This window comes from Microcoleus sp. Pol12B3, assembly GCF_036701355.1.
Lineage (GTDB): Bacteria > Cyanobacteriota > Cyanobacteriia > Cyanobacteriales > Microcoleaceae > Microcoleus.
In genome coordinates, this window is record NZ_JAUBQS010000003.1 from 128,108 (window position 1) to 152,513 (window position 24,406).

The 24,406-nt window shown below is 45.1% G+C and carries 19 protein-coding genes and 1 pseudogene; 7 read left to right on the forward strand and 13 right to left on the reverse strand.

Translation table 11 applies throughout. From position 1 onward, the window contains the following. Positions 1–17: 17 nt before the first annotated feature. Both rpmF and QUA53_RS02540 read right to left on the reverse strand, forming a co-directional pair. Complete coding sequence (gene rpmF, locus QUA53_RS02535) at positions 18–191, reverse strand: 50S ribosomal protein L32 (RefSeq protein WP_006632406.1); 174 nt, start codon at positions 189–191, stop codon at positions 18–20. Between the two features lie 180 nt (positions 192–371). Continuing rightward, a complete protein-coding gene (locus QUA53_RS02540) occupies positions 372–848 on the reverse strand; it encodes a TM2 domain-containing protein (protein WP_015176602.1) in 477 nt (158 codons plus the stop codon). Between the two features lie 391 nt (positions 849–1,239). Between QUA53_RS02540 and acsF the strand changes: the two genes are divergently transcribed. Further along, positions 1,240–2,316 carry a magnesium-protoporphyrin IX monomethyl ester (oxidative) cyclase gene (gene acsF / locus QUA53_RS02545; protein WP_333095022.1) on the forward strand — a complete coding sequence of 359 codons (1,077 nt, stop codon included), beginning with the start codon at positions 1,240–1,242 and terminating at the stop codon, positions 2,314–2,316. A gap of 141 nt (positions 2,317–2,457) precedes the next feature. Here acsF and QUA53_RS02550 read toward each other — a convergent pair whose 3' ends face one another. After that, the gene (locus QUA53_RS02550) at positions 2,458–5,859 is read right to left on the reverse strand and encodes a CHAT domain-containing protein (protein WP_333094879.1); all 3,402 of its coding nucleotides are present in this window, start codon (positions 5,857–5,859) and stop codon (positions 2,458–2,460) included. Between the two features lie 269 nt (positions 5,860–6,128). Between QUA53_RS02550 and QUA53_RS02555 the strand changes: the two genes are divergently transcribed. Then, positions 6,129–7,643, forward strand: coding sequence for a phospholipid carrier-dependent glycosyltransferase (locus QUA53_RS02555; RefSeq protein ID WP_333094878.1), 1,515 nt, complete (start codon positions 6,129–6,131; stop codon positions 7,641–7,643). A gap of 148 nt (positions 7,644–7,791) precedes the next feature. Here QUA53_RS02555 and trmB read toward each other — a convergent pair whose 3' ends face one another. The 3 genes and pseudogenes from trmB to csaB all read right to left on the reverse strand — a co-directional run bounded on the left by trmB (position 7,792) and on the right by csaB (position 10,352). After that, positions 7,792–8,424, reverse strand: a complete 633-nt coding sequence (gene trmB, locus QUA53_RS02560; RefSeq protein WP_333094876.1) for a tRNA (guanosine(46)-N7)-methyltransferase TrmB — start codon at positions 8,422–8,424, stop codon at positions 7,792–7,794. 159 nt (positions 8,425–8,583) lie between these two features. After that, a pseudogene (locus QUA53_RS02565) lies at positions 8,584–9,292 on the reverse strand (Uma2 family endonuclease). A 22-nt stretch (positions 9,293–9,314) separates the two neighbouring features. Continuing rightward, on the reverse strand, positions 9,315–10,352 hold the full coding sequence (gene csaB, locus QUA53_RS02570; protein ID WP_333094874.1) for a polysaccharide pyruvyl transferase CsaB: 1,038 nt from the start codon (positions 10,350–10,352) through the stop codon (positions 9,315–9,317). A gap of 263 nt (positions 10,353–10,615) precedes the next feature. On the opposite strand from csaB, the gene QUA53_RS02575 reads away from it, so the two are divergent. Continuing rightward, complete coding sequence (locus tag QUA53_RS02575) at positions 10,616–10,927, forward strand: DUF2499 domain-containing protein (RefSeq protein ID WP_333094872.1); 312 nt, start codon at positions 10,616–10,618, stop codon at positions 10,925–10,927. Between the two features lie 34 nt (positions 10,928–10,961). Further along, positions 10,962–11,381, forward strand: a complete 420-nt coding sequence (locus QUA53_RS02580) for a lysozyme inhibitor LprI family protein (protein ID WP_333248657.1) — start codon at positions 10,962–10,964, stop codon at positions 11,379–11,381. A 74-nt stretch (positions 11,382–11,455) separates the two neighbouring features. Here the strand turns inward: QUA53_RS02580 and QUA53_RS02585 are convergent, their stop codons facing one another. Continuing rightward, positions 11,456–12,319 carry a DUF4037 domain-containing protein gene (locus QUA53_RS02585; RefSeq protein ID WP_333094870.1) on the reverse strand — a complete coding sequence of 288 codons (864 nt, stop codon included), beginning with the start codon at positions 12,317–12,319 and terminating at the stop codon, positions 11,456–11,458. 261 nt (positions 12,320–12,580) lie between these two features. On the opposite strand from QUA53_RS02585, the gene QUA53_RS02590 reads away from it, so the two are divergent. After that, positions 12,581–16,420: a DNA polymerase III subunit alpha gene (locus QUA53_RS02590; RefSeq protein WP_333094868.1), complete on the forward strand. Its 3,840-nt coding sequence runs from the start codon at positions 12,581–12,583 to the stop codon at positions 16,418–16,420. On the opposite strand, the gene QUA53_RS02595 is transcribed toward QUA53_RS02590, so the two are convergent. From QUA53_RS02595 to QUA53_RS02610, 4 genes are all read right to left on the reverse strand, one after another. Next, on the reverse strand, positions 16,397–18,487 hold the full coding sequence (locus QUA53_RS02595) for a serine/threonine-protein kinase (RefSeq protein WP_333094866.1): 2,091 nt from the start codon (positions 18,485–18,487) through the stop codon (positions 16,397–16,399). The two genes, QUA53_RS02590 and QUA53_RS02595, sit on opposite strands and share 24 nt — an antisense overlap. A gap of 329 nt (positions 18,488–18,816) precedes the next feature. Beyond that, a complete protein-coding gene (locus tag QUA53_RS02600; RefSeq protein WP_333094864.1) occupies positions 18,817–19,155 on the reverse strand; it encodes a DUF3593 domain-containing protein in 339 nt (112 codons plus the stop codon). A gap of 297 nt (positions 19,156–19,452) precedes the next feature. Continuing rightward, on the reverse strand, positions 19,453–19,776 hold the full coding sequence (locus tag QUA53_RS02605; protein ID WP_333094862.1) for an ATP-binding protein: 324 nt from the start codon (positions 19,774–19,776) through the stop codon (positions 19,453–19,455). Continuing rightward, positions 19,748–20,104: a hypothetical protein gene (locus QUA53_RS02610; protein WP_333094861.1), complete on the reverse strand. Its 357-nt coding sequence runs from the start codon at positions 20,102–20,104 to the stop codon at positions 19,748–19,750. Before QUA53_RS02610 ends, QUA53_RS02605 begins: the two co-directional genes overlap by 29 nt. A 170-nt stretch (positions 20,105–20,274) precedes the next feature. Here QUA53_RS02610 and QUA53_RS02615 point away from each other — a divergent pair, with 170 nt between their 5' ends. Further along, positions 20,275–20,478, forward strand: a complete 204-nt coding sequence (locus QUA53_RS02615) for a hypothetical protein (protein WP_333094860.1) — start codon at positions 20,275–20,277, stop codon at positions 20,476–20,478. A gap of 267 nt (positions 20,479–20,745) precedes the next feature. Next, positions 20,746–21,450 (forward strand): pentapeptide repeat-containing protein, encoded by a 705-nt coding sequence (locus QUA53_RS02620; protein WP_333248660.1) that lies wholly within the window; start codon positions 20,746–20,748, stop codon positions 21,448–21,450. 104 nt (positions 21,451–21,554) lie between these two features. Here QUA53_RS02620 and QUA53_RS02625 read toward each other — a convergent pair whose 3' ends face one another. Both QUA53_RS02625 and gatA read right to left on the reverse strand, forming a co-directional pair. Next, complete coding sequence (locus QUA53_RS02625; protein WP_333094858.1) at positions 21,555–22,538, reverse strand: alpha/beta fold hydrolase; 984 nt, start codon at positions 22,536–22,538, stop codon at positions 21,555–21,557. 118 nt (positions 22,539–22,656) lie between these two features. Then, entirely contained in the window at positions 22,657–24,117 is a 1,461-nt protein-coding gene (gatA, locus tag QUA53_RS02630) for an Asp-tRNA(Asn)/Glu-tRNA(Gln) amidotransferase subunit GatA (protein WP_333067011.1), read from the reverse strand. Positions 24,118–24,406 lie beyond the last annotated feature (289 nt).

The following is a 24,406-nucleotide window of genomic DNA, read 5'->3' on the forward strand; positions in this document are numbered from 1 at the left end:
TGCCCGGTATTCCCTTTCTATTCTTCCTCCTCTTCTTCATTGCCGGGATACACGAAGCTGTTGGAACGCCCAGTCAGAACAGATTTGCCCAGAGACAGAGCTTTCTGAGCTGCCACTACAGCTTTGCGCTTCCATGTGGCCTTACGCATATTCTTCTTGGATTTGGAGGTTTTCTTCTTAGGGACTGCCATGACGCTAAATACTTTCTGCTTGCTTATATAGACAAACAAACATTCTAGCCGATTTTGCCGGCAATGCTTACTCGAAAAACCGCAACAACTGCTCGGTCAGCAATATCAAGTAGTAGGGTGCGTCAGCGATTAGCTTCTGGAAAAATAGACAAAATCCCCTAGGCAACGCACCCGCAGCAGCTAAAGTTCGTGAAAGTGGTAGATCACGACGCCAGTTACGGCATCATTCTCGATACTCACATAACCGGTTTTGAGCATTGCCGTGAAAGCCTCTTCCACTTCGGCAAAGGTAGCGCCGGTTGCCATCACCCCTTGGGTGACAGATAATCTTCCGTTCTTTGTATAAGCTGCTTTCAGGAGTTTAACCCCTAACTGGTCTGGAGTTTGCTTGGGGTATGTCGCGGCGATCGCCCCGCTGCTGGGATATAGCGGTATACCTTCGCGAGATACGCCGAGTTTGCCCCTGAGACTGGCATTGTGTTCGTCCACCATGTTCGGCAGCAGCAGCAAGTCAAACAATTGCCCAAACCCAAACAAACCAAAGGTAAACAGCCACAGCAAACCCGTACCAATCTTGCCGTTGTAGAGGCGGTGGAGTCCGAATGGGCCGAAAAAACAAGCTGCCCATAAAAGGTAACTAACACCTAAATTGCTCATTTTCTGACCGTCCTGCCTGGTTATTCTAAGAATTGGAGTCCCTCTATACATTGTGTACTTTCTGTCTGGTGTTTAAACAGCTTGACATGGGAATTTATTTGTGTGGTAGCCTAATAAACTGACAAAAGGCAGAATTTGGTTTCCCAATACCTTGTCTGGAAGCCCATGAGTAATTTTGCGTAGCAATTCTTAACGCCAGTAACATATTTGCGCGGGCGAGAGCTTGGTAAACTGGAGGGCGTGGAAATTACAGCAGCTTAGACCGGGATTCCACACGGAGCGCCAAACCAAGCGCGCCGCCAGCGCTGGCCGGACATACACGAGCGCGATCGCCCGCAGTACCCGACAATTGAAACAAGCGAGTAGTTATAAGCAGAAATCCAATAAAAATATGGTAGATTCCCTCAAAAAACCCACTTTTGAAGAACTGCGGCCGGGAGTGAAAGCCCCAGCCAAAGAAACTATTCTCACGCCGAGATTTTACACAACCGACTTTGACGAGATGGCCAAAATGGACATCTCGGTAAATGAAGCCGAACTAGAAGCAATTATCCAAGAGTTCCGCGTTGACTACAACAAAAACCACTTCGTGCGGGATGAGGAGTTCGCTCAATCTTGGGATCACATTGACGGCGAAAAACGCCAGTTGTTCATTGAGTTTCTAGAACGTTCGTGCACCGCTGAGTTTTCTGGGTTCTTGCTTTACAAAGAATTGGGACGCAGGCTCAAAGACAAAAATCCAGTGCTCGCCGAGGGTTTCAACCTGATGTCGCGGGACGAAGCGCGGCACGCCGGTTTCCTCAACAAAGCTCTCTCGGACTTTAATTTGTCCCTGGATTTGGGTTTCTTGACAAAGAGCCGCAGTTACACATTCTTTAAGCCGAAGTTTATTTTCTACGCGACTTACTTGTCTGAAAAGATCGGTTATTGGCGCTACATCACCATTTATCAGCACTTAAAGGCCCATCCTGAAGACCAGATTTATCCGATTTTCCGATTCTTTGAAAATTGGTGCCAGGATGAAAACCGCCACGGAGATTTCTTCGATGCGGTGATGAGAGCTCAGCCTCAGATGTTGAACGATTGGCGCGCTAAGCTTTGGTGCCGTTTCTTCTTGCTGTCAGTGTTCGCGACAATGTATCTCAATGATATCCAGCGCGCCGGTTTTTATCGATCGCTCGGTCTCGATGCTCGCGAATACGACATTGAAGTGATTAAAAAGACCAACGAAACAGCAGGCCGCGTCTTCCCCGTCATGCTGGACGTGAACAATCCAGAATTTTATGAACGACTGGATGTTTGCCTCAAGAACAATCAGAAGTTGACTACAATTGCTGCTTCTAATACTCCGAAATTCTTGCAGTTCTTCCAAAAATTGCCTTTGTATTTGTCGAACGGCTGGCAATTAGTGAAGCTGTACTTCATGAAAACAATTGAATCACCTTCAGTACAGGGTGTTGTGCGTTAAGTTTTGATTTTTCATCCTCTGTGACGGCGGTTCTGCAGGAAGCGGAGCCGCTTTTTTTGGTATCCAGATTCACCGCAAAAAGTTCTCGCCAGACTTACACTCGCCCGGAATGGGAATTAATGCTGGTTTTTTTCCTAAAATTTATCGCCATTCCCCCTGAAGGGTAAAAGCCGCCCAATAATAAGGAGAACGCCACTCTTCCTGCTTCCACATTTCCAGTTGTGCGGCCCTCAATGCTGCCGCTGGCGTTAACCCTTTTTGCAGCATTCCCTGATAGAAACTCGACATTAAAGTAGCTGTTCCTTCATCATCCACATTCCATAAACTCACCACGACTCGCTGAGCCCCTGCATACATAAATCCCCGTGTCAATCCTACCATCCCCTCGCCTTGAACGATCTGCCCCATTCCGGTTTGACAGGCACTTAACACTACTAAATCTGCTGCTAACTTCAGATTAAAAATATCAGTAAGCCGCAGAAATCCGTTTAAGGGATTGCCCTTTTCATCTACCAGTGACAAGATGATTCCTGATAGTTCCGGGTTAGTGCTATTCGCTAAACCGTGAGTGGCAAAATGAATGATTTTATATTGGCTTAAGTTCTGACTGGTTGCTGCGGCGCGGCTGGCTGCAAAATCCAAAGATTCGGTGCGAGAATTAGCTGGTACTAACGCTTGAATGATGTGAGCTTCTTGGCGTGTAAATTTTAAACGGCTCAACTGTATGTTATTGGCGCGGCTAGAGCGGCTTAAACCGAGATTTACTGATTCTATTGCTTGGGGATTGGCGCTATTAGACTGGATTCTGAGTCGTTCATCGTCAGCGCTAAAAACTGGATCGGCGAGCATTGCTAAAGTCCGAGTTGGGGGTTGTCTGTCATTGTAGTTTTGTCTTAAGATTCCCAAGGTGGAAGCTGAAGGCAGCAGCACAATTTCATGGTCTACAATTAAAGGCTGATTCCGATTTTTACCTGGTGTTTCGGGGAGTGAGAGGGCGGCAAAGGGGAGGTAATTGAGAATGCCATCGCCAACTATCAGCAGGCGTTTTTGAGCGAGTTGTGCTGCTACGGGCTGTAAAATAATTTGACTGAGCGTGTTGTTAGCTTCAGCCACTCGATCGGGAATGTTTCGGTAGCGCGGGTTAGTCACAGCATCGCGGAAATTGCGGGCGGCTTTTTCGATGTCAACCTGTTTGGGCAATTCATAACTGGTGAGACTGGTTTTAGTCACAGCCCACAGATAGCTGCGCTCTTTCCCTAGAGAATACTGGAGTAAAATTGTATTCTGATCGAGGATTTGTTCTTGAATCTGTGCCAGGGTTAAAGGTTGCGGTTGGGTGAGGGTGGCGTACCGGGGACTGGTGGAGCGGATTTGGGCTTGAACTTCCTGATATTGTCCTAGTAAAGTTTGCCGTTTTTGGTCTAATTCTGCTGTTTCTGTGGGGGTATGATTGGGGCGGCTTATAGTTTCGATTCGCCGTGTTTCTAAGGCATCAAGTTGCTGTTGTAAATTGCGTTCTTGCTGCAATAATTCTGGGGCGACACCTTGGCGAATATCGGCGTTTGCTTCTTGAAGAAGTTCCAATAAAGTGCGGGCGCGGGAGCGTTCGCTAGCTTGAAAGGCTTTAGTATCATAACCAGATTTGGGTTGCGTTTTGTGCAGTTGCATTAACAGGTCAATGTAGAACTGGTAATAGTCCTGCACGGTGGCAAAGTATGATAGGCGAAGCTCGTGGTTGGTAATTTTGGTGCGGAGGTTTTCGATGATTTTGATGGAGGTTTCAATGTCAGTGAGGGCTGCGATTAAATTGCCTCGATCGCCTTTGATATTAGCCATATTGTAGAGGGTGAGAGCTTCCCCAGGACGATCGCCCACAGCGCGAAACAGTGGCAGAGCTTGGTTGAAATATTCTTCTGCTTTCTGCTGTTTTCCCAATTCTGAGTAAGTAGTACCTGTATTGTTGAGGGTGAGGGCTTCTCCACGCCGATCGCCCGCTTTTTGTCTCAAATCGAGGGCTTGTTTGTAGTAGTCGAGGGCTGTTTGTTTTTCTCCCAAATCTGAATAGACTAAGCCAATATTGGTGAGGGTAGTTGCTTCCTTAGCCCGATCGCCCACAGCCCGGAATAAGGGAAGGGCTTGGTTGAAATACTCTTTTGCTTTCTGTTTTTCTCCCAAATCGCTGTAGGCTAAGCCGATGTTGTTGAGTGTGGTGGCTTCCGCAGTGCGATCGCCCAAAGATGTGTCGCTGTTTGCGGGTAGGTTCGAGATGTTGCTGAGGTTGATACTTGCTTCAGGGCGATCGCCCATTTCCCGAATTAGGGAAAGGGCTTGGTTATAGTAGTCGATGGCTTGCTGTTTCTCTCCCAAAGCATAATAGACGGCCCCAATGTTGTTGAGGATGAGGGCTTGCACAGGGCGATCGGCTACAGTCTGATTCCAAGAAAGGGCTTGCTTGTAGTAGTCCAGGGCTTGCTGTCTGTCTCCTAATCTATTAGTAATGAAGCCCATTTGATGCAGCGTGTAAGCTTCCTTCTCCCGATTTCTAAGCCTTTGATAAAGCGAACGCGCTGCATCAAACTTTTGCAAGGCCTCCTGATCAGATGCTGCTGTTTCTTGAGCGAATAATAGCCTAGCTTCCTGAACCAATCGCTCGGCTTCATCTGTTTTTTGATTTAATCGTTGTTTATTTTTCTCAATTAATCGATCGGCTTCCCCATCCGGGATTTGATTTCTACTGAGATCGAGGGTTGTCAGATATACCAATCCCGCTAAAGGTTTGGCATCTGCGATTTGATTTCTACTGAGGTGTAGGGCGGTCAGATTTGTCAATCCCGCTAAAGGTTTGATATCTGCGATTTGATTGGATTCGAGGAAAAGCAGTATCAGATTTGTCAATCCCGATAATGGTTTCACATCTGCGATTTTATTGCCACTCAAATAAAGAAAATTTAACTCAGTCATTGTCGATAAAGGTGTCACATCTACAATTTGATTTGATGCGAGGGACAGCCCTGTTAGATTAGTCAACCCAGCTAAAGGTTTTACATCTACGATTTGATTGGCTTCGAGGAAAAGCTCTGTCAGATTAGTCAGCGCCGATAATGGTTTCACGTCTGAGATTTGATTGAAATTGAGGACGAGAAATCTCAGATTAGTCAGTCCCGATAAGGGTTGCACATCTGTTATTTGATTTCTACTGAGGTTGAGCTTTCTCAGATTGGTGAATTTGGATAATGGTTTGATATCGACTATTTGATTGCGAATCAGGGAAAGTTCTGTGAGATTAGTCAGGGTTTTTTGAGCGCGATCGCACTCTTGTGTTTTTGCTTTTGATAGCAACACCTCCACCGTATGTCTGGTTTCAGGGGGCAAATTCTCTTTGTGGGCACAGAAATCAGCAAAACTTTCAAATGTCTGGGGATTTGGCGCGGCGGCAGATCCCATTAGGATAGTCGCACCTACAGCTAAGCCCCAACGCCCCCAAATCGAAAGTATGGGATTCATAAGCACTCGCTCAAAAAAGACATGATTAGCTGCTATCATAATCTATCGCACCTTATGATGCGCGCTTTTCCTTCCTGCTTGCCAATTAGATCGGGAGCATTTGGTGAAACAATAGTCGCTAATGCTTCTCGCTGCACTCTCCAAGCATTATTAGAAGCCAGCTTTAAGAAACCGGGTGTTTCCAAAAAACCCTGTTTCTTACCAAAAATTCGGTTTCTGCACAAGTCCTATTTTACGTTACTCTCAACTCAGGAATTTTAAATTAGCGATTGCCCTCAAATCTAGCATCTATTATTTGCTGTTGTTTTATGAAAATAAACAAAAAAAAAATTAACAAATCGAATGTTATTTTTTCCCTGGGAATGCTCGGCGTTTTCCTTTTATCCTTAACTCTCCGCTTTTGGCAACTAGAGCGATTTAACACTTTAGTATTTGACGAAGTTTACTACGCTAAATTTGCCAACGATTATCTCACAAAAACTCCCTTTTTCAATGCTCACCCGCCTCTGAGCCAGTACATAATTGCGATCGGCATTTGGATCGGCACTCACCTTCCCTTCGGCAAAACAGCCGTCAACAGTATGGCCGGATCCCTGCTTTCTCCTTGGGATTACCGCTGGCTTAATGCTCTCACAGGTTCCTTTATTCCGCTAGTTGTGGGAACCCTGGCTTATCAGCTAGTTCCGCGCCGCACCTTTGCTTTTATTGCTGCTTTATTTATCGCCTGCGACGGTCTGTTTTTAGTTGAGTCTCGCTACGCGCTGAACAACATTTATCTAGTTTTGTTAGGAATTTTAGGTCAGTTATTTATTTTAAAATCCGTAGAAGCCGAAGGCAAAAAGCGCTGGCTTTGGCTGGTACTCGCCGGAATAGGTTTCGGCGCATCTGCTGCTATCAAATGGAACGGATTATGGTTTCTTTTCGGTACTTATCTAATTTTAATCTGTGCTTGGGCAGTTCGTTTTATCCAGGGGAACAGAGGAAATGAAGAACAAAGCCGCGAGGTAGATTCACCTCTAATTCCTGCCGAAAGCCCAGTACAAAAACTGACTAAACTCAATTTTATAGAACTCTGTTTGAGTCTAGCTATTATTCCTATTCTAGTTTACAGCATCTCTTGGATTCCTCACCTGTACTTTAATCCAACTCCCAATTTCTGGCAGATGCAAACGGAGATTTTAACTTATCACCAGCGTATTAAAAGCGGACCTGACGTGCATCCTTACTGTTCCACGTGGTACAGTTGGCCTTTGATGCTGCGCCCCATAGTTTACTTCTACAAAACGGCTAGCAGCAATGGCCAACCAGATCCGGAGTTGCCGCCTTTACCTGAAGGTGCAACTCAGGCAATTTTTGACGTTCACGCAATGGGAAATCCACTGCTTTGGTGGCTGTCAACCTTAGCTTTACTGCTAGTAATAGGAGTTTTAGTTCACCGGATTTTGGTGTGGCTGCAAACGCGCAGCGAGGCTTCTGTTGACACGATAGAACAGCAGCGGCCGATTTTGTTTCCGCCGACTGCTGAAATGTGGCTGGGGTTATATTTAATAGTTAATTGGGCCGCTAATTTGCTGCCTTGGGTGAAGGTCACTCGCTGCATATTTTTGTACCATTATATGGGCTGTTCTGTGTTTGCAGCCTTAGCACTTGCTTGGTGGGTTGATAGGTGGCTGCACAGCCATAAAACTCGACTCCGAGGGATGGGGGTAACAATTATTTTTCTGGTTTTGAGTGCTTTTATTTTCTGGATGCCTATCTATTTGGGACTGCCTTTGTCGCAAATGGAATGGAAAATTCGGATGTGGCTGCCGTCTTGGGTTTAAGTTAGAAATAATTCTTTTATTAACGGGCAAGATGCCCGTTCCACAAGAAAATTAAGTTTTGTGGAACATGAATCTTGCCTGTTCCTAACCAAGGTGCAAGATGTAAGTTATAACATTTATTACCAAGGTGAGTTTGCAAAAGCGAGCATTATTTTTGATAGAGTGCTCGATAAACTGGTTCGCCCCGTTTCAGAGTAGCAATTTCTCTTTCAGTAGCCACAGGTAGAGGATTTTCAGCTAGCCAGTTGTCGCCGTTTTGACGTTTAAAACTGGGGTGAGATGAAAAGCGATCGCACATTTCCCTTTCTACTTCTTCAATATCTGACTGAATAAACACTTCGCCGCCAATTGCCAGATAAGTTGCCAATTCATTAACTAATTCCTGCTGCACCACTCGCCGTTTGTGGTGCTTTTTCTTGAACCACGGATCGGGAAACTGAATGCTAACTCGCTGCAAAGTGTCTGGGGGTAAAGTTTCTAAAATTGGTTTCAAGGAACTATTCGCATTGCAAAACAAATAGTGCAAATTTGTCAACCCTTTTTCGTCCCGCCAAAGATTTGCCTCTTCTACCAGAGGTTCCCGAATTTCTAATCCTAAAAAATTCCAGTCTGTTTGGATTTGCGCCATGTGCCACAAAAACCGTCCTCTGCCGCAGCCGATATCTAAATGCAGCGGTAAATTTAAGTCGGCATAGATTTTAGTCCAATCCGGGGGATTTGCAGATGCTTGATATCTAATTGATAGGGGATTGACGTGTTCCCGCACTCTTACTCTTGCCAATTTTGCTATCTCCTGAATGTAATTTTGAACCGCTAATGAAGGCAGATTAACGTGGATTAACGCAGATAAATATTGATTTTTGCGAGGTTGTCTAATACTTTTTAAGGAATTAGAAATGAAAAATGCCAGACTTACGATTGTTCATTTCTAATTATTGCATTAGGCTTCTGGTTCAATGCCTGCTGCTCTTAATTGGGCAGCTAGTCGATCGGCCCGCTGCCGTTCCCTATCTACCATTTCTGCTCCCCACAATAACATCTCTCCGCTCTCATCCCACCACCGCAACCAATATCCCGTTCTTTCGGCCTTTGTTCCCTGCCAAACCCCCAGAAATAACCCAACTCCTGGAATCCAATAACGGCCGTTTAAATCAGGTGGTTGTACTTCATATTTTCCTGATGAATCCAACTGGTATACTTCTAACACTCCAGCGGCTGGCTCAAAAAGTGCATAGATTGGAACTCGCAATACTTGTTCGTAAAAAAACCATTTTCCCGGCGGATAAGTTTGTTTACTAGAATATTCATCGTTGGGACTAGCTGATAAAAATTCCATAACAATCGCCGGGACTTCCCCTTCTAAGTTGGGAGTGTAACTACGGCGAATTTCTTGACTAGAAAGCGGCTGGACGTTGCGGGTATAAAACCAATCTGGAGCTTTGATAACTAGCTTGCCGTTTAATGTAGCGCAAATTCCCATGTTTGGGGCAACTAATATTCCTGTTAATTAGCCCTGCGATTTCTAGGATTTCGCGCAAGGCAGCAGCTAGCAAGGGCTGGTCGATATTTTCCACAGGTTCCTCATCTAAAATGAAGTCGTCGGGCAATTTTTCCCAGGTAATTTTTAAGTCTGCTGTACTGACTGTCATTTTATTTCACCTCTGAATGAGATTACTGGAGCGCGGCTCGCAATACTTCGCGATGAAAGAGCGATCGCTCTACTATGAATTTTATCCTGTCTGGCGATAAGGCGTCGCCGTTAGCATAGTGTTCTATCCAGGTTTTGCTGATTAAATAAGGATCGTCTGGCAATTCTGATAATAAGTATCCTGGCATTTCTAGCTCTTCCATTAACTGGCTGACTTTGGGATCGTAGCTGAGGGCAAAACAGCGGCATTCTTCGGATGCTGCCATAATTAAACTGTGGTAGCGCATCCCGATCGCCATTTCGACTCCCCGGAACACTCCTTTCAATTTTCTCGGATCGTCTAAACTGAGGATGCGACTCCTTTTGGGCAGCGCTTCGTGCAAATGTTGGGCAATCTCTAAGTCGTGAGACGCTTGAAAAGGCAGCAGCAAAATTAAGGTGCGAGTTGCTTTTTGAAAGTCAACTAAAGCTTGAGTTAAGATTGACAAACGGGCAGGAGTTAGTGTAGAATGAGAACGCAAACAAACAGCAACTCTGGGCGCAGGTAAATCCCACAAACCCGACACGGGAGAATTCTCCAAAGCCCACACAGGATCGGGCGCTAAAGTAAAGGGAATTTGCCAATCTGCAAGTAAAGTAGCTGAACCTTTATCCCGCACGCTGACGGCTGTGCATCCAGCAAAACACCGCTGAGATAACTTGCGAGTCATTTCCCGCTTTAAAGGGCCAATTCCCTGGGCCCAAGCAACAGTTTTTAAGCCCATCCGCTGCGCTAATCCCATCAAACCCCCATAATAGAAAGGGCTTGCAATGCTAGTAGCGTCTTGGATTAAACTACCGCCGCCCCAAATTAGCGCGTCAGAGGTGCGGAGTGCTTCGAGAACTTGAAAGGCATTCATGCGATCGCGCGCAGCTACCCCGTACCGCTGATTTGTCTCGACAGGATTGCCAGACAGGACGATCGGCGTCACGCCATCTGGTAACATTTGCAGTAGCGATGCCAACAGCGCCTCGTCGCCGCCGTTGCCTTTACCGTAATAGCCGCACAAAATTGCTCGCATTTCTACTCTTTTATTTGTTTGTGATGGGGAATCTAACTATTTTAGATTTTAGATTTTTTTGAGATTCTAGATTTGATCCTACTACAAAAAAATGTTACTGTCAGCAAGCTTCAAGGCTTTACGTCATCAGTCAGCTCAAATCGCAAATCTAATAAAATCTCAAATCGCTAATCTAAAATTGTATGACGCATCATACTTTCTTTATATGACAGTTGCGTAAGTCCCGATCGATAAATCTTTCATCTTCGTTCACAATACAAAAAATGCACGCTTTGTCAATTCCCACCTGGATTATTCACGTCTCTAGCGTCGTCGAGTGGATTGCCGCAATCTGGTTAATTTGGACTTACGGCGAAGTCACTCAAAACCGAGCCTGGTGGGCCCTTTCCGCCGCAATGCTGCCCGCTCTCGTCAGCGCTATGTGTGCCTGTACATGGCACTATTTTGACAACTCTCCCGCCCTAGAATGGATCGTTACCCTGCAAGCGGCGATGACTCTCATTGGCAATTTTACTCTGTGGGCGGCGGCTTGGTGGATTTGGCGATCGGTTCAACCAGAAAAAATTAAAGATTGAAAAAGAGGTAAATATTTTGAAAAAAATCACTATTTTGAAAAAAATCACTATTTGGATCAAATTAGCCGCGAGTTCGCTGTTGTTAACAGCCGGATTTTTGCTTCCCAGCAAAGCCAGTAACACTTCCTTGCAACTCGCCCAACAGCCTAACTGCAAAAGTCCTCAAACTACACAGGAGCAGAATACGTGTTCCGGTCAAGAGTTTCAGGCCGCAGACAGAAAACTCAATCAAGTATATCAGCAACTTCAGCCGAAACTCAACAGCAAACAAAAGCAAAGATTGATAGTAGCACAGCGTACTTGGCTCAAGTTTAGAGATGAATCTTGCAATTATGAAATGGGACAGTTTGAAGGTGGAACTTTGGCTGCTTCTACCTACGGTTATTGCAGAGCGAGGGTGACACAAGAACGAGTTAAAGACTTAGAGCGTTATTTGCAACAAGCAAATTTGTAAAAGTTCGATCGCTCTTTAGGGAGTTACACACTGCTAACCCTAGGATATGGAACTCTGGTTTTTTTTGCACTTACCTACTTAGCGAGAGAATTAGCAGCAATTAAACCTGCCTCAATCAACAAGCGATCGAGACTGTCAACCAGTCCATCAAGACAAGGTAAAATTTGGCGATCGCCCGCAGGTAACGAAATAGAATGAGTTAGAGTGTGTATTTGGCTCTCCAAATCTTCCGGCAACTTTGAACACAAAGCTGTTGCCCTTTCTATCAGGCGCTTTTCGCCCGGATGAGGGATAGAATTAACCGCAAAAACCATATCAAAATAACTGCCTAAAAAAGCTGCTGTTCGATGGATAATACTTACTGAATCGCGGCGCAAAACAGCGGATTCTAACTGGTGGTGAAATGAAAAAATCTGGTGGCGCAAAATCGGATAATTTTTGGCAATTATGGCTTGACGGAGTTGTTCTGGATAAGGTCGATCGACATTGGCTTGCAATTGCTGAAACCAACCGTCTTTGTCATACAATGATACTGAGGTGAGAACGTTCCACCAAAAACAGGTTGAATAACCTACTGATGCTTGATGTTTGACCAGGACGCGATCGAGCTCTTCTTCGATCCATTCGGGCTTGCGGTACATAATATCTATACCGCAGCCAGTTTTAATATCTATCCACTCGTCCCCGGGTTCCCAAAATTGATTGTTGATTGCCATGCGATCGGAAAATTGTCTCGCTATCGCCTCCCGTATGTCAACAGGAATATCCTCTTCAACATACACGTAAAAATCAAAATCCGACGACTCATCCGTAACTATAGTTGTGCGAGAACCTGCTAAAACCACCGCTACAACTTGAGGCAAACTGCTAAAATGATCGCTAATAGTTTGAGCAAGTGGCGGAATTTCTTCTAGAGCTAATTTATAATTGTGCAGCATTTAATTACCTGGCTTTTTACTGAAAAAATAATAGAAAATGCTTAACTCTAGCAGTCAATATTTTAACGCATAAATTTGAACTCTTAACTCAACAATTGATAATTGTTAAGAAATAGGGCGGAGGCGAACTGATGTGCTGCACCATCGTATCCCCTACCAAAATTATCTCAAAAGTAACATAAAACATTGTTTTTTTATTTTACCCTTTGACACGCAGATAGTGTAGAATCTAAAATCTAAAATCTAAAATCTAAAATCCCTATGTCCTTCGTTGGTTTGCACATTCACAGCGATTATAGCTTGCTAGATGGGGCTTCTCAGCTACAGCAGCTCGCAGAACGGGCGGTGGAATTGGGGATGCCCGCGATCGCCCTTACAGACCACGGGGTGATGTACGGCGCGATCGAACTAATCAAAGTTTGCCGAAATAAAAATATCAAGCCGATTATTGGCAACGAAATGTATGTCGTCAACGGCGACATTGAAGTAAAAGTTCGAGGTAGAAGAAAATACCATCAAGTTGTTTTAGCTAAAAATACCCAAGGTTATAAAAACCTCGTCAAACTAACCACAATTTCCCACTTAAAGGGAATGCCTGAAAGAGGTATTTTTGCCAGACCTTGCATCAACAAGGAACTGCTCAAACAATACTCCGAAGGTTTAATTGTCACCAGTGCTTGTTTGGGCGGCGAAGTTCCCCAAATGATTCTCCAAAACAAGCTAGATGTTGCCCGTGAAGTAGCCAGTTGGTATAAAGAAGTATTTGGGGAAGATTACTATATAGAAATTCAAGACCACGGTTCCCCGGAAGACCGGATTGTTAATGTTGAAATCGTCAAAATTGCCCGCGAACTCAAGATTAAAATAATTGCCACCAATGATTCTCACTATATTTCCTGCAACGACGTAGAAGCACACGATGCTTTGCTGTGTATTAACACCAACAAACTGATTGAAGAAGACAAGCGGATGCGCTACAGCGGTACTGAATATCTTAAGTCCGCAGACGAGATGGCGCAACTGTTTCGAGACCATTTGGATGATGAAACAATCAAAGAGGCGATCGACACCACTTTAGAAGTAGCAAATAAAGTATCGAGATACGAGCTGACAGGAGAAGCTCGGATTCCCACAATCCCAATTCCTCCAGAACATACAGCCGATACTTATGTAGAAGAAATATCATGGCTGGGACTCTTAGAACGCCTCAAAGCCCGCACCAGAAATGAAATCCCTCCCGTCTACAAACAAAGGCTAGAATACGAGCTGAAAATGCTTCAGCAGATGGGCTTTTCAGAATACTTTTTAGTAGTTTGGGACTACATAAAATATGCTAGAGATAACAATATTCCCGTAGGTCCAGGACGCGGTTCTGCAGCAGGTTCTCTAGTTGCTTACGTCCTCAAAATTACCAATATAGACCCCGTACACCACGGACTACTATTCGAGCGATTTCTCAATCCCGAACGCAAATCTATGCCAGATATTGATAGCGATTTCTGCATAGAAAGGCGAGATGACATGATTAAATACGTTACTGAAAAATATGGTAGCGATCGCGTAGCGCAAATTATTACTTTCAACAGAATGACATCAAAAGCTGTTTTGAAAGATGTTGCCAGAGTGTTAGGTATTCCCTACAAAAAAGCAGACGAAATGGCAAAATTAATTCCCGTGTCTCGGGGAAAACCGGAAAAACTTAAAGTGATGATTTCCGATGACACACCTGCACAGGAATTCAAAGAAAACTATGAAAAGACTATTTGCATTAATGAAGAAACAGGGACAGAAGTCCCAGTTCGTCAGTGGATTGACATGGCAATTCGCATTGAAGGAACCAACAAAACCTATGGCGTTCACGCGGCAGGTGTAGTAATTTCTTCAGAGCCGTTGGATGAAATTGTACCGCTGCAAAAGAATAATGAGGGTGCTGTAATTACCCAATATTTCATGGAAGATTTGGAATTTTTGGGGCTGCTGAAAATGGACTTTTTGGGATTAAAAAATTTAACAACGCTCCAGAAAACAGTTGATTATATTAAGCAAACCCAAAATCAAATTGTCGATCCAGAAATGCTACCTTCTGATATAGAACGCAGAGCTCAAGAGGCTTTTGCCAGAATCAAAAAGCTACCAAATGATGTAGATAAAACTTATAGACTTTTAGAAAGAGGAGATTTAGAAGGTATTTTTCAGTTAGAATCCTCGGGAATGCTGGATGTAGTGAAAAAACTCAAACCTTCCTGTCTGGATGATATTTCTTCTATTTTGGCACTTTACCGACCTGGCCCGCTGGATGCAGGTTTGATTCCTCAGTTTATTGACTGCAAGCACGGTAAAACAGTTGAGTACGATCATCCGCTATTAGAACCGATTTTAAAAGAGACTTACGGGACGCTTTGCTTTCAAGAGCAAATTATGCGGATGGCTCAAGATTTGGCGGGCTATTCTTTGGGGCAAGCTGACTTGCTGCGGCGTGCAATGGGCAAGAAGAAAGCTGATGAAATGCAGAAGCAAAAAGAAACCTTTATCGACGGCGCAACTAAGAATGGAGTCAGTCAAAGAATTGCTGATAAACTGTTCGCGCAGATGCTGCAATTTGCGGAATACTGCTTTAATAAATCCCATTCAATGGCCTATGCTTATATCACGTATCAAACTGCCTATTTAAAGGCGAATTATCCTCTAGAATACATGGCTGCACTGCTGACTGCTAACAGGGGCGATCAGGATAAAGTACAGAAATATATTGCCAATTGTCTCAAGCTGGGTATTGAGGTTGAGCCGCCCGATATTAATAGCTCGGAACTTACTTTTACACCGCTTCCCAAACAGATGACTGGCTCGGCAAAAGATAAAATTTTGTTTGGAATTTCTGCTGTTAAAAATGTGGGAGAAGCGGCGATTGAAAATATTTTGGCAGCGAGGAACGAAGGGGGTAAGTTTAAATCGTTGGCTGATTTGTGCGATCGCGTAAATCTCCATTCTGTCAACCGCCGCGCTTTAGAAGCATTAATTCAATGCGGTGCTTTTGATAAAATTGAAAACAACCGCAATCAATTAGTACACGACCTCGAAGGGGTGATTAAATGGGCCCAAGAGCGCAAAAGAGACCGAGAAAGCGGCCAAGGTAATCTTTTTGACTTGTTAGGTGCGAATAGCTTCGGGAAGTCGGTCAATACCTATGAGTCTGCGCCAAAATCTAAAGTGGTAAAAGATTTTGACCAACAGGAAAAATTGCGTCTAGAAAAAGAATTGCTGGGCTTTTATGTATCAGAACATCCCCTAAAGTTTCTCATGCAAGTAAACCCAGACCCCGATGTAGTGACTCTCGAACAGTTAGCAGAGAAAAAGGGGAAAGTATCAGTTATTGTCATGCTCAGCGCTATCAAAATGGTAGTGACCAAAAAAGGCGATGCGATGGCTATTTTGCAGTTAGAAGATTTGACACATCAGATAAAAGCTGTTGTGTTCCCCAAGGCTTACGAACAAGTGAAGCCTTATATTGTAGAGAATGCTATCTTACAGATTAGTGGAAAAATTGAGAAAGATGGGGAGGAAATTCAGATAATTGTAGACACGGCCAAGCTGGTTGAAACAGTACAGATTACAGAGGAAATAGAGAGGGCGGAATCGGAAATAAACAACTCTTGGGCGGCGGAACCAGTCAACGTTGTACGATCGACAAAACCTGTCGAAGTTTTAGAAATGGTGATTGTCAAGCTGACACCCCAGCAAATACAAGACGGCAAAAAACTCAATTCCCTCAAAGCTATTTTGCAAGAACTTTCCAATCGTGGAGAAGGTGCTAGCGTTTCTGTGGGGGGAATGGTTGTCGGTGAATATTCCTGTCAACCCCTTCGCATTAACCCTCAATTGTGGGTGCAAGATGGCGAGGGAACTGTTAGCCGTCTCAAGTCGGCTGGATTTGATGCTGGGGTTTTTCCTCTAGACAATCGCAGGGATGCTGCGGTGTTTCGAGAAATGCGATCGCAACTTAATGTACATTCTTGGGCCAGTCGTTTACTTGATACTGACACCGATCGCCTTCACAAGTATGTCACTTATCTCGCCCAACTAAACAGACGCGCGCCAAATTAACACTTCGCCGCCATCTCCACCGGTGACTAAAGTTTGACCCTCAGGACTAAAAGCCACCGGATTGCACCCAGCCAGACTGCACAAACATTCTCCTGTTTCCAGGTTCCAGAGTTTAACCGTACCGTCTCGACTGCCGCTAGCCATAGTTTCGCGATCCGGACTAATCGCCACCGAAATCACCGCATCAGAATGCCCCCTCAAAGTATTAATCAATTCCCCTGTATCGGCATTCCACAATTTAACAGTAGCGTCGGCACTTCCACTGACAATCATTTTGCCGTCTTGACTAAATGCGATCGCATAAACCCAATCTGAATGACCGACAAAAGTCCGTACACTCTCCCCAATACCTACAAGCCACATCTTGATAGTTGTGTCAGCACTGCCGCTGGCAAGCATCATACTTTGAGGACGAAAACTAACAGATAAAACCTTGTCAGAATGTCCCGAAAGTTTTTGAACCAATTCTCCGTTGCGCTGGTTCCACAATTTAATACTCTGGTCGCCGCTAGCACTAGCAATCGCTCCAGAGTCGCAACTAAAAGCCACCGAGTACACGGAGCCGTAACGATGACTGTACGGCGACCCAAAATCGCTGTAAAATTCGCGAATCATCGCCTTTTTATCCAGCTTCCACTCAATAACTTTTCTGTCAAAACTGCCGCTAACCAGCATTCTCCCGTCTGGGCTAATTGCCACAGCATCAACCGTTGCGGAATGTCCGAAAAAAGTATGGATGAATTCACCTGTTTGCAGGTTCCACAGCTTAATTGTTTTATCGTCGCTGGCGCTAGCGAGAATATTACCTTGAGGATTAATAACCACAGCATTAACCGGGGCCGAATGACCCTGGAGAATGCGTTCGCACCGCCAGTTATTAGACGACAATAATCTCGGATTGCCAGCGGATGGTACAACATGAATCTTCTGGGGCGGCGCGGCAGAGACGGCGGTTGCTGTATTTGGCTGCGAGTTAGTTACTGGCGAATTAATAGCGATTTTGGTTCGATAATTATAAGAAATTTGAGAGCGGGGATATTGCCCAATATTTACCAAGTCTTGCAACACTTCAGCAGCGGATTGATATCGCTCTCGTACCGAATCTTTGAGTAATTTATTCAAAATAGTTGCTAATTTTTGGCTGACTTTTATGCCTTTTTGCGCCAAGTGCGATCGCCAAATCCATTTGCATTCCAAAGCATCGAACAAATCCTTCAATACCGCCCCAGTTAGCAGGTGAATGCAGGTAACGCCCAAACTGTAAAGGTCGCTCGCCGGATACGCCTTGCCGCTGCGAATTTGTTCGATGGGCGCATAGCCAGCAGTTCCAGTTATCGTCCCAGTTTGCGCCTCAGAAAGGCCGGTAATGTGCTTAGCAACTCCAAAATCTACTAGCACAAACTGACCGCCTCTGGGCTTCCCCTGTACAGCAGGAGATTCAGCGACAATTAGCCCTTTCATACCAGCAGAAGATTGAGGTAAATTTGCCCCTGCTTTTCCTTTACCAGGAATTGAGGTGCTATATCCCGCCGCAGCCCACAAGGTTTGTGGAGTTCTCCGCACAATATTTTCCGGCTTAATATCCCGATGAATCACCTGCTGCTCGTGAACAAATTGCAAAACAGGCAACAAATTGATCAACAATTCCCAAATCTGTTCCTCACTAAAAGCTCCCTGCTGCTGCAACTCCTGAAACAAATTATTTCCCTCGATTAACTCTTCCACAAGATACAGACGTTTTGCTTGTTCAAAAGAAGCCAGCAAACTTGGAATCTGCGGGTGCTCTCCGAGTTCGTGCAATCGGTGAGCTTCTTGTTTAAACAGTGCAGTTGCCTTTTCTAATTCAGCTTTTTCTTGAACTTGGGGGAAAAATTGTTTGATGGCGCAGGGAGTTTTCAACCTATCTTCATCGACAGCTAAAAAAGTTCTGCCAAATGTTCCTTCACCGATAGGTTGAATGGCGCGGTAACGCTCTTTCAGTAGCAATTTAGAGCCGCACGCCAGACAAAAATTGGTTGAGTCAGCATTCTGCGGCTTTTGGCAATGGGGATTGAGGCAATAGCTCATCTTTTTTCCGGCCTGGAGATTCCCACCACAGCTAAACTTAGCAACATGGTAGTCTGTTTCCACTCACGCCCAGAGCACCATTCTCGATAATACCTGAGAAACTTGCTTTCTTAACCCAAAATCTCCGCTCTCAAGTTGAGCTCGTGGCAAGAAACCAAGGTGAGGACACTAGAAGTGCTTGATGTGAGTTTCCATATATTCTAATGCTTTCCTAAAATTTTGCCGGTTGGCGGCTCACAAACTGGTATGTCAACAGTTAATTAACTGTTAACTACGGCTATTCTGGAGCATTTATGCGGAGAGTAAATACAAAACTGAGATGAACTCGGCTATTCTCCCCCATCTAAAAGACCCTCTGGCTCCTCGCCACCCTTCTGTGAGGATGCTTTGGCTTTAATCACTGCTTCTCTAAAGCCTAAAACTAATAAAATATTGGCAAGTGTTAAGAATAGTTCCGCAGAACCGTGCAGCCAATCGACATTTGCTAGTGACTCGTTGTAGGCAACTTTTGCGTAAATTGCGGCGGGAATCGTCACCGCTACAAAAACGAGAGTGCCGTAAAATCCCATCAGAGCTAAACGGGGCGTTTGTCCCGATCGAGTCAAAAACCAGAGAAATCCCAAGTAAGGAAATAGAGACAGAACAAATAAAGTTTCTTTGGAAATCATTAGTAATTGGTGAGCGACCAGATACTATGGTAAATTAAAACATCAAAAATTAGTGTGAATAATTTTTAACTTTTAATGTTGAGTTTTTAATATTTAATTAGACAGATTCACCCGTTTCTATCAAACCGCTATAGAATTACCCAAGACCATAGCTCTTAGCCCAATCCGCAGCAGGTTGGCAGTATTCAAAACCCCCTTACCCACGCGGAGACAAAACCCGTAACTTTTCCCCTAACACCGTTTTTACCATAACACATTTTTTACCGTGCCAGTTGTTACTTGTCCATCACTCCCACGCTACCCAGCAATCAGAAATAGAGACAGTTCCAAAGTTTTCTGTCTGCTAGGCATTAAGCAAGGATCGTTCCAAACCTCTAAATTCAAGCCGTTATTTCTATCGGCTGCCAGAATTTCCTTCAGCTTAGCATCAAAATCAAAACACGGGCCACAATCCCAAACTTTGAGTTCCCACCGTCCGTTGAACACCCTAATTTCCAGTTGAACAGGAGTTTCTGCTGGCAGATTTTTGTGAGCGTGGCGAACTGCATTAGTGAAACCTTCAGCCAACGCCAACTGTAAGTTCCACCAAACTTCATTGGGGAGCGATAAATCTTTCAACATGTTCAAACCACAACAAAACTTGAGTTAAAGCATTGACATCTGTTTTGACTTGCAGGCTAATATGTTGAACACAAGTTTCATGCAGCTCTTCTTGCTGCTCTGTTTCAGTCTGCCAATCCCAGGTATTTAATAAATTCATTAACCCATCTAAAACGCTAGCTTTTTTTATATTTTGGGATTGATTGCGACCTTCTACTTCGTAAGTTTTGCTCAGCGACAAACAATTTCGATTGTCGAGAGTCCGGGTGTAACTGAGCTCGTCTGCAATCTGCCACATGAGTTTGATCCCCCTGCCGCCTTCTGCAAGTTGATCTATGCTGTTGGACATCTATTTTCCTCGTCTGAAAGTATTAGCTGTACCCTATTTTCCCACCCGCCGAGACATTTGGTACTTTTTTTATACTTGCTGGCTCGGTATTATTTCGGGGATCGTACAAAAATGCTATCTTTTTTAGAGAAGGCAGCGCATCAGCAATATGTCTTAAGAGTCTAAGCCAATTGGCTTATTTACCTATCGCCTGTACGGAGAACGATCGCCCTCGGCAGCAAAATCCAACTGCATCGATTACAAATACTTATCTGCTGTCGGAGTCGGTCACTTGCCGCAGCCGTCGCCAGAATCCCTGGCATTTAGCGCCTCCGGCCGATCGGCGTTCGCTGCAAGGGAGCCTTGATGTGCGGGCTTTCATCCCCAACGCGTAAGTAATATCGGTGAGCGCGATGGCTACGCCCCGGCTTACGCCTACGAACCTTACGCCGTCGAGCCGCGTCCATCCACTAGACTAGGACTTACGCAAACAACCCAGTTTCTGCTCAGAATATTGGGTTTGACAGCGAGGAATTAACGAGGAAACCGGGTTTTTGGTCCCCCGCACGTAAGTCCAGCAGACAAATCGGTGATGAAAGGCAGTTACAGGACTTACCCAGACTATGACCAAAATCAAACTGAAAATTCTGACTGCAGCGATAATGCTACTCCCATTTTGCGCCGCACTTCCCTTACAGGCTCAAAATCTGTCTCTAGTCAAGCGGCTGCTAGAAACCAGAGGATGTCCCGGATGCGACTTATTTGGCGCTTCCTTGAGCCGTGCAGATTTGTTTGGCGCTTCCTTGAGCCGCGCCACTCTCAGCAGGGCCGACTTAGTTGATGCCGACTTGACTGCGGCTGACTTAATGGAAGCTAATTTAAACAACGCCAACATGAGAAACGCCTTTTTAGCTGACGCCGACCTCCGCAAAGCCGACCTGAGCAGGGCAGACATCAGGGGAGCCAACTTAGAAAATGCCAACCTCAGCGAGAGTTTTCTGCGAGACGCATCCCTCCAGTTGGCTAATTTAAAATGCAGTAATTTGAGCGCCGCTAAACTAAGTAGAACAGACCTGAGAACTGCCGATTTAAGCGGTGCAAATCTCAGCGGTGCAGACCTCCAAGAAGCCGATTTAAGCGGTGCAAATCTCAGCGGTGCAGACCTTAGATCTGCCGACTTGAGGGATGCGAGATTGAACAAAGCTAATCTCACAGATGCCAATCTCTGCGGGGCCCGGATGCCGAACAGAAAAATATCTCGGCGAGGCTGCGAAGTTAAGAAAGAACAAGCGATAAGCACGAACAATTACTGCAATTACTGCTATGCTTTGAATGACTGGTGGCTGAATGTATTAAGATTTTACTAAACGGTATAATCGCCCTAATTGCTCCGCTTCAGATATGTACTGTCAGAAGTGCGAGCAGGCGGTACAGATATTAAACTAAACCTGTTACCGCCAATAGCTTTTATCTACTTTGAAGAACCTAAAAATTGGCTCAGTATTTGCAGATATTCTGCGCCCCCCATCTGTGCCACATTAGTGTGACCTCCATCAGGAACTATGTACAACTGTTTGGGCTCAGGTGCTGCCTCAAACATTTTTTTGCTCATTTCGACTGGAACTACATGGTCAGCAGTCCCGTGAATAAAAAGCACGGGCATTTGCAGGCGATCGACTTTTGAAAGAGAATCAAACCGCTGTGTCAGCAACAAATCTATCGGAAACATCCAAAACAGCCCTTTTTGGAAATTAACCATCGCCCGCGTCGAAGTAAAAGAGCCTTCTACGATTAACCCCGCCGCCTCCGGGTGACGCACGGCTAGATCGATCGCGATCGCGCCTCCCAAAGAATGACCGTAGAGATAAATTTGATTCGGGTTAATCCCCCGCTGTTTCACCAAATAATCCCAAGCAAGTTGAGCATCCTCATAAACCTGAGATTCACTCGGAAAATCGCCCTGGCTTTTTCCATAACCGCGATAATCCATCACAAATACCGACAAACCTAATCGATGAAATCGATAAGCGTGTTCGACATTTGCTCCCACATTTGAAGCATTGCCGTGCAGGTACAAAACTACCCCCCCTAATCCCTTATTAAGGGCGGGAACCGCAGCGATGGCCCGTTTGTCACTTTGGGGGGTACCCAGAAATGACTCCCCCTTTCTTGCTCCACCCCTTGCTAAGGGGGGGTTGGGGGGATTTCCCGAGGCAGGAATCCACCACCCGTGCACGCTGTCCACCGCGCCTGTTTTAGTTGAAATTGGCAGCCAAACATCTTGATATTTCAACTGAAAATCATCTGGCGTAGTTTCGATCGCCCGCGCGGGAAAAAAGATAAACTTACCTTGTGCTACAAATAGGAATACACAAGCAGCAGAATAAGCAACGGCCAAAACTATCCCAAAAGCTATTAGCGATTTAGACAAAAGGAATACTAGCAACTTGTTCATAGATAGAGCACGCGGGAAATTAGAGATCGCTCAAAAGCTAATGGCAAATGATTAATTCAGACAATTAGCCAAGATCGATTACTAACTTCCGCCGCAGCATTCCGCCGATTTTCAAAAATTAATCCAATTCCGGGTGGTGTAAGTGCCAATTCGTAGACTGTTCGTAAGCGTGAGCCACTTGAAACAAGCGAGATTCTTGCAAAACATTACCAATCAGTTGTATACCCACGGGCAGTCCTTTATCATCAAATCCGCAGGGCAAACTCAAAGCTGGCAAACCAGCAAGATTCACGGGAATAGTCATCAAATCTGACAAATACATACTCAGGGGATCATTGAATTTTTCGCCTGCTTTAAATGCGGTAGTAGGAGCAGTGGGACAGACTAAAACATCAACTTGAGAAAAAGCTTTTTCAAAGTCTTCTTTAATCAAAGTCCGAACTTTTTGAGCTTTTAGATAATAGGCATCGTAATATCCAGCCGAGAGTACGTAAGTGCCGATCGCAATCCGGCGTTTAACTTCTGCACCGAACCCTTGAGAGCGAGTTTTGGCATACATATCCAAAAGATTATCGGGGTCTGGAGACCGGAAACCGTACTTGACTCCATCATATCGCGCCAAATTCGCCGAAGCTTCCGAGGGAGCAATGATATAGTAAGTGGGCAAACCGTAGCGGAACCGGGGACAAGAAATTACTTGAATTTCTGCTCCCAATTGTTGAAATTGTTCGATCGCCTTAGTAACCGCTTCTTTAACCCCCGAGTCCAGCCCTACACCAAAAGTTTCTTTAATTACACCAATTCTAATCTGACCCTTCGGTCGCAAACTGGGTCTCAAAGCTTGGGCATAGTCAGGAATTGGAACATTCAGACTCGTGGAATCTCTCGGATCGTAACCCGCGATCCCCCCCAACAAAATCGCCGCATCCTCAACAGTCCGGCCAAAGGGCCCGATTTGATCGAGAGAAGAAGCATAGGCGACCAAACCGTAGCGAGAAACCAATCCATAAGTCGGTTTCAGCCCCACCAAACCGCAAAAAGCAGCAGGTTGGCGGATTGAGCCGCCTGTATCCGAACCCAAACTCACGACACATTCTTCGGCGGCTACCGCTGCGGCAGAACCGCCAGAAGACCCTCCGGGCACGCGCTCCAAGTCCCAAGGATTCGCGGTAACTTGATAGGCAGAAGTTTCTGTCGAGCTCCCCATTGCAAACTCGTCCATATTCGCCTTACCCACAATCACCGCACCGGCTGCTTGGAGTTTGGAGACGACAGTGGCATCGTAGGGAGGAACAAAATTCTCCAAAATTCGAGAGGCGCAGGTTGTGGGAACGCCCTCGGTACACATATTATCTTTAACGGCGATCGGGATGCCGGCCAATAGGCCAATTTGCTCTCCGGCTGCAATTTGGGCATCCACTTTATGGGCCTGCGCCAATGCGCTGTCTGCCGTCACGCACAGAAAGCTTTTCAACTTCGGCTCTACCTGGGTAATTCGGTCTAATGCTTCTTGAGTAATTTCCACAGCAGAGCGTTCTTTATTGACCAGTTGTCGGTGCAACTCGCGGATGGATGCCATGCTCGTACCTTTATCATTTCTACTTTGAGACAATACAGTTAATATAACTGGCAATTGTACCTGCTTACAGCCCGAAGGCAAAGTCGGCTATTTTTATGGCGAAAGTTCGAGCCTCGAAGAGGGATCCGCTAACGCGCGATCGGTCATTTTATCTACAATTGATTAAATTGCCCAAATCCCACCGAACACTAAATAGCGATCGAGTTTTTTACCTCATCTTTTAACAAACCAAGAAGGCAACTGTATCAAAACTTATGCAACAAGTGGTTGGACGCGAGAATTATATGAG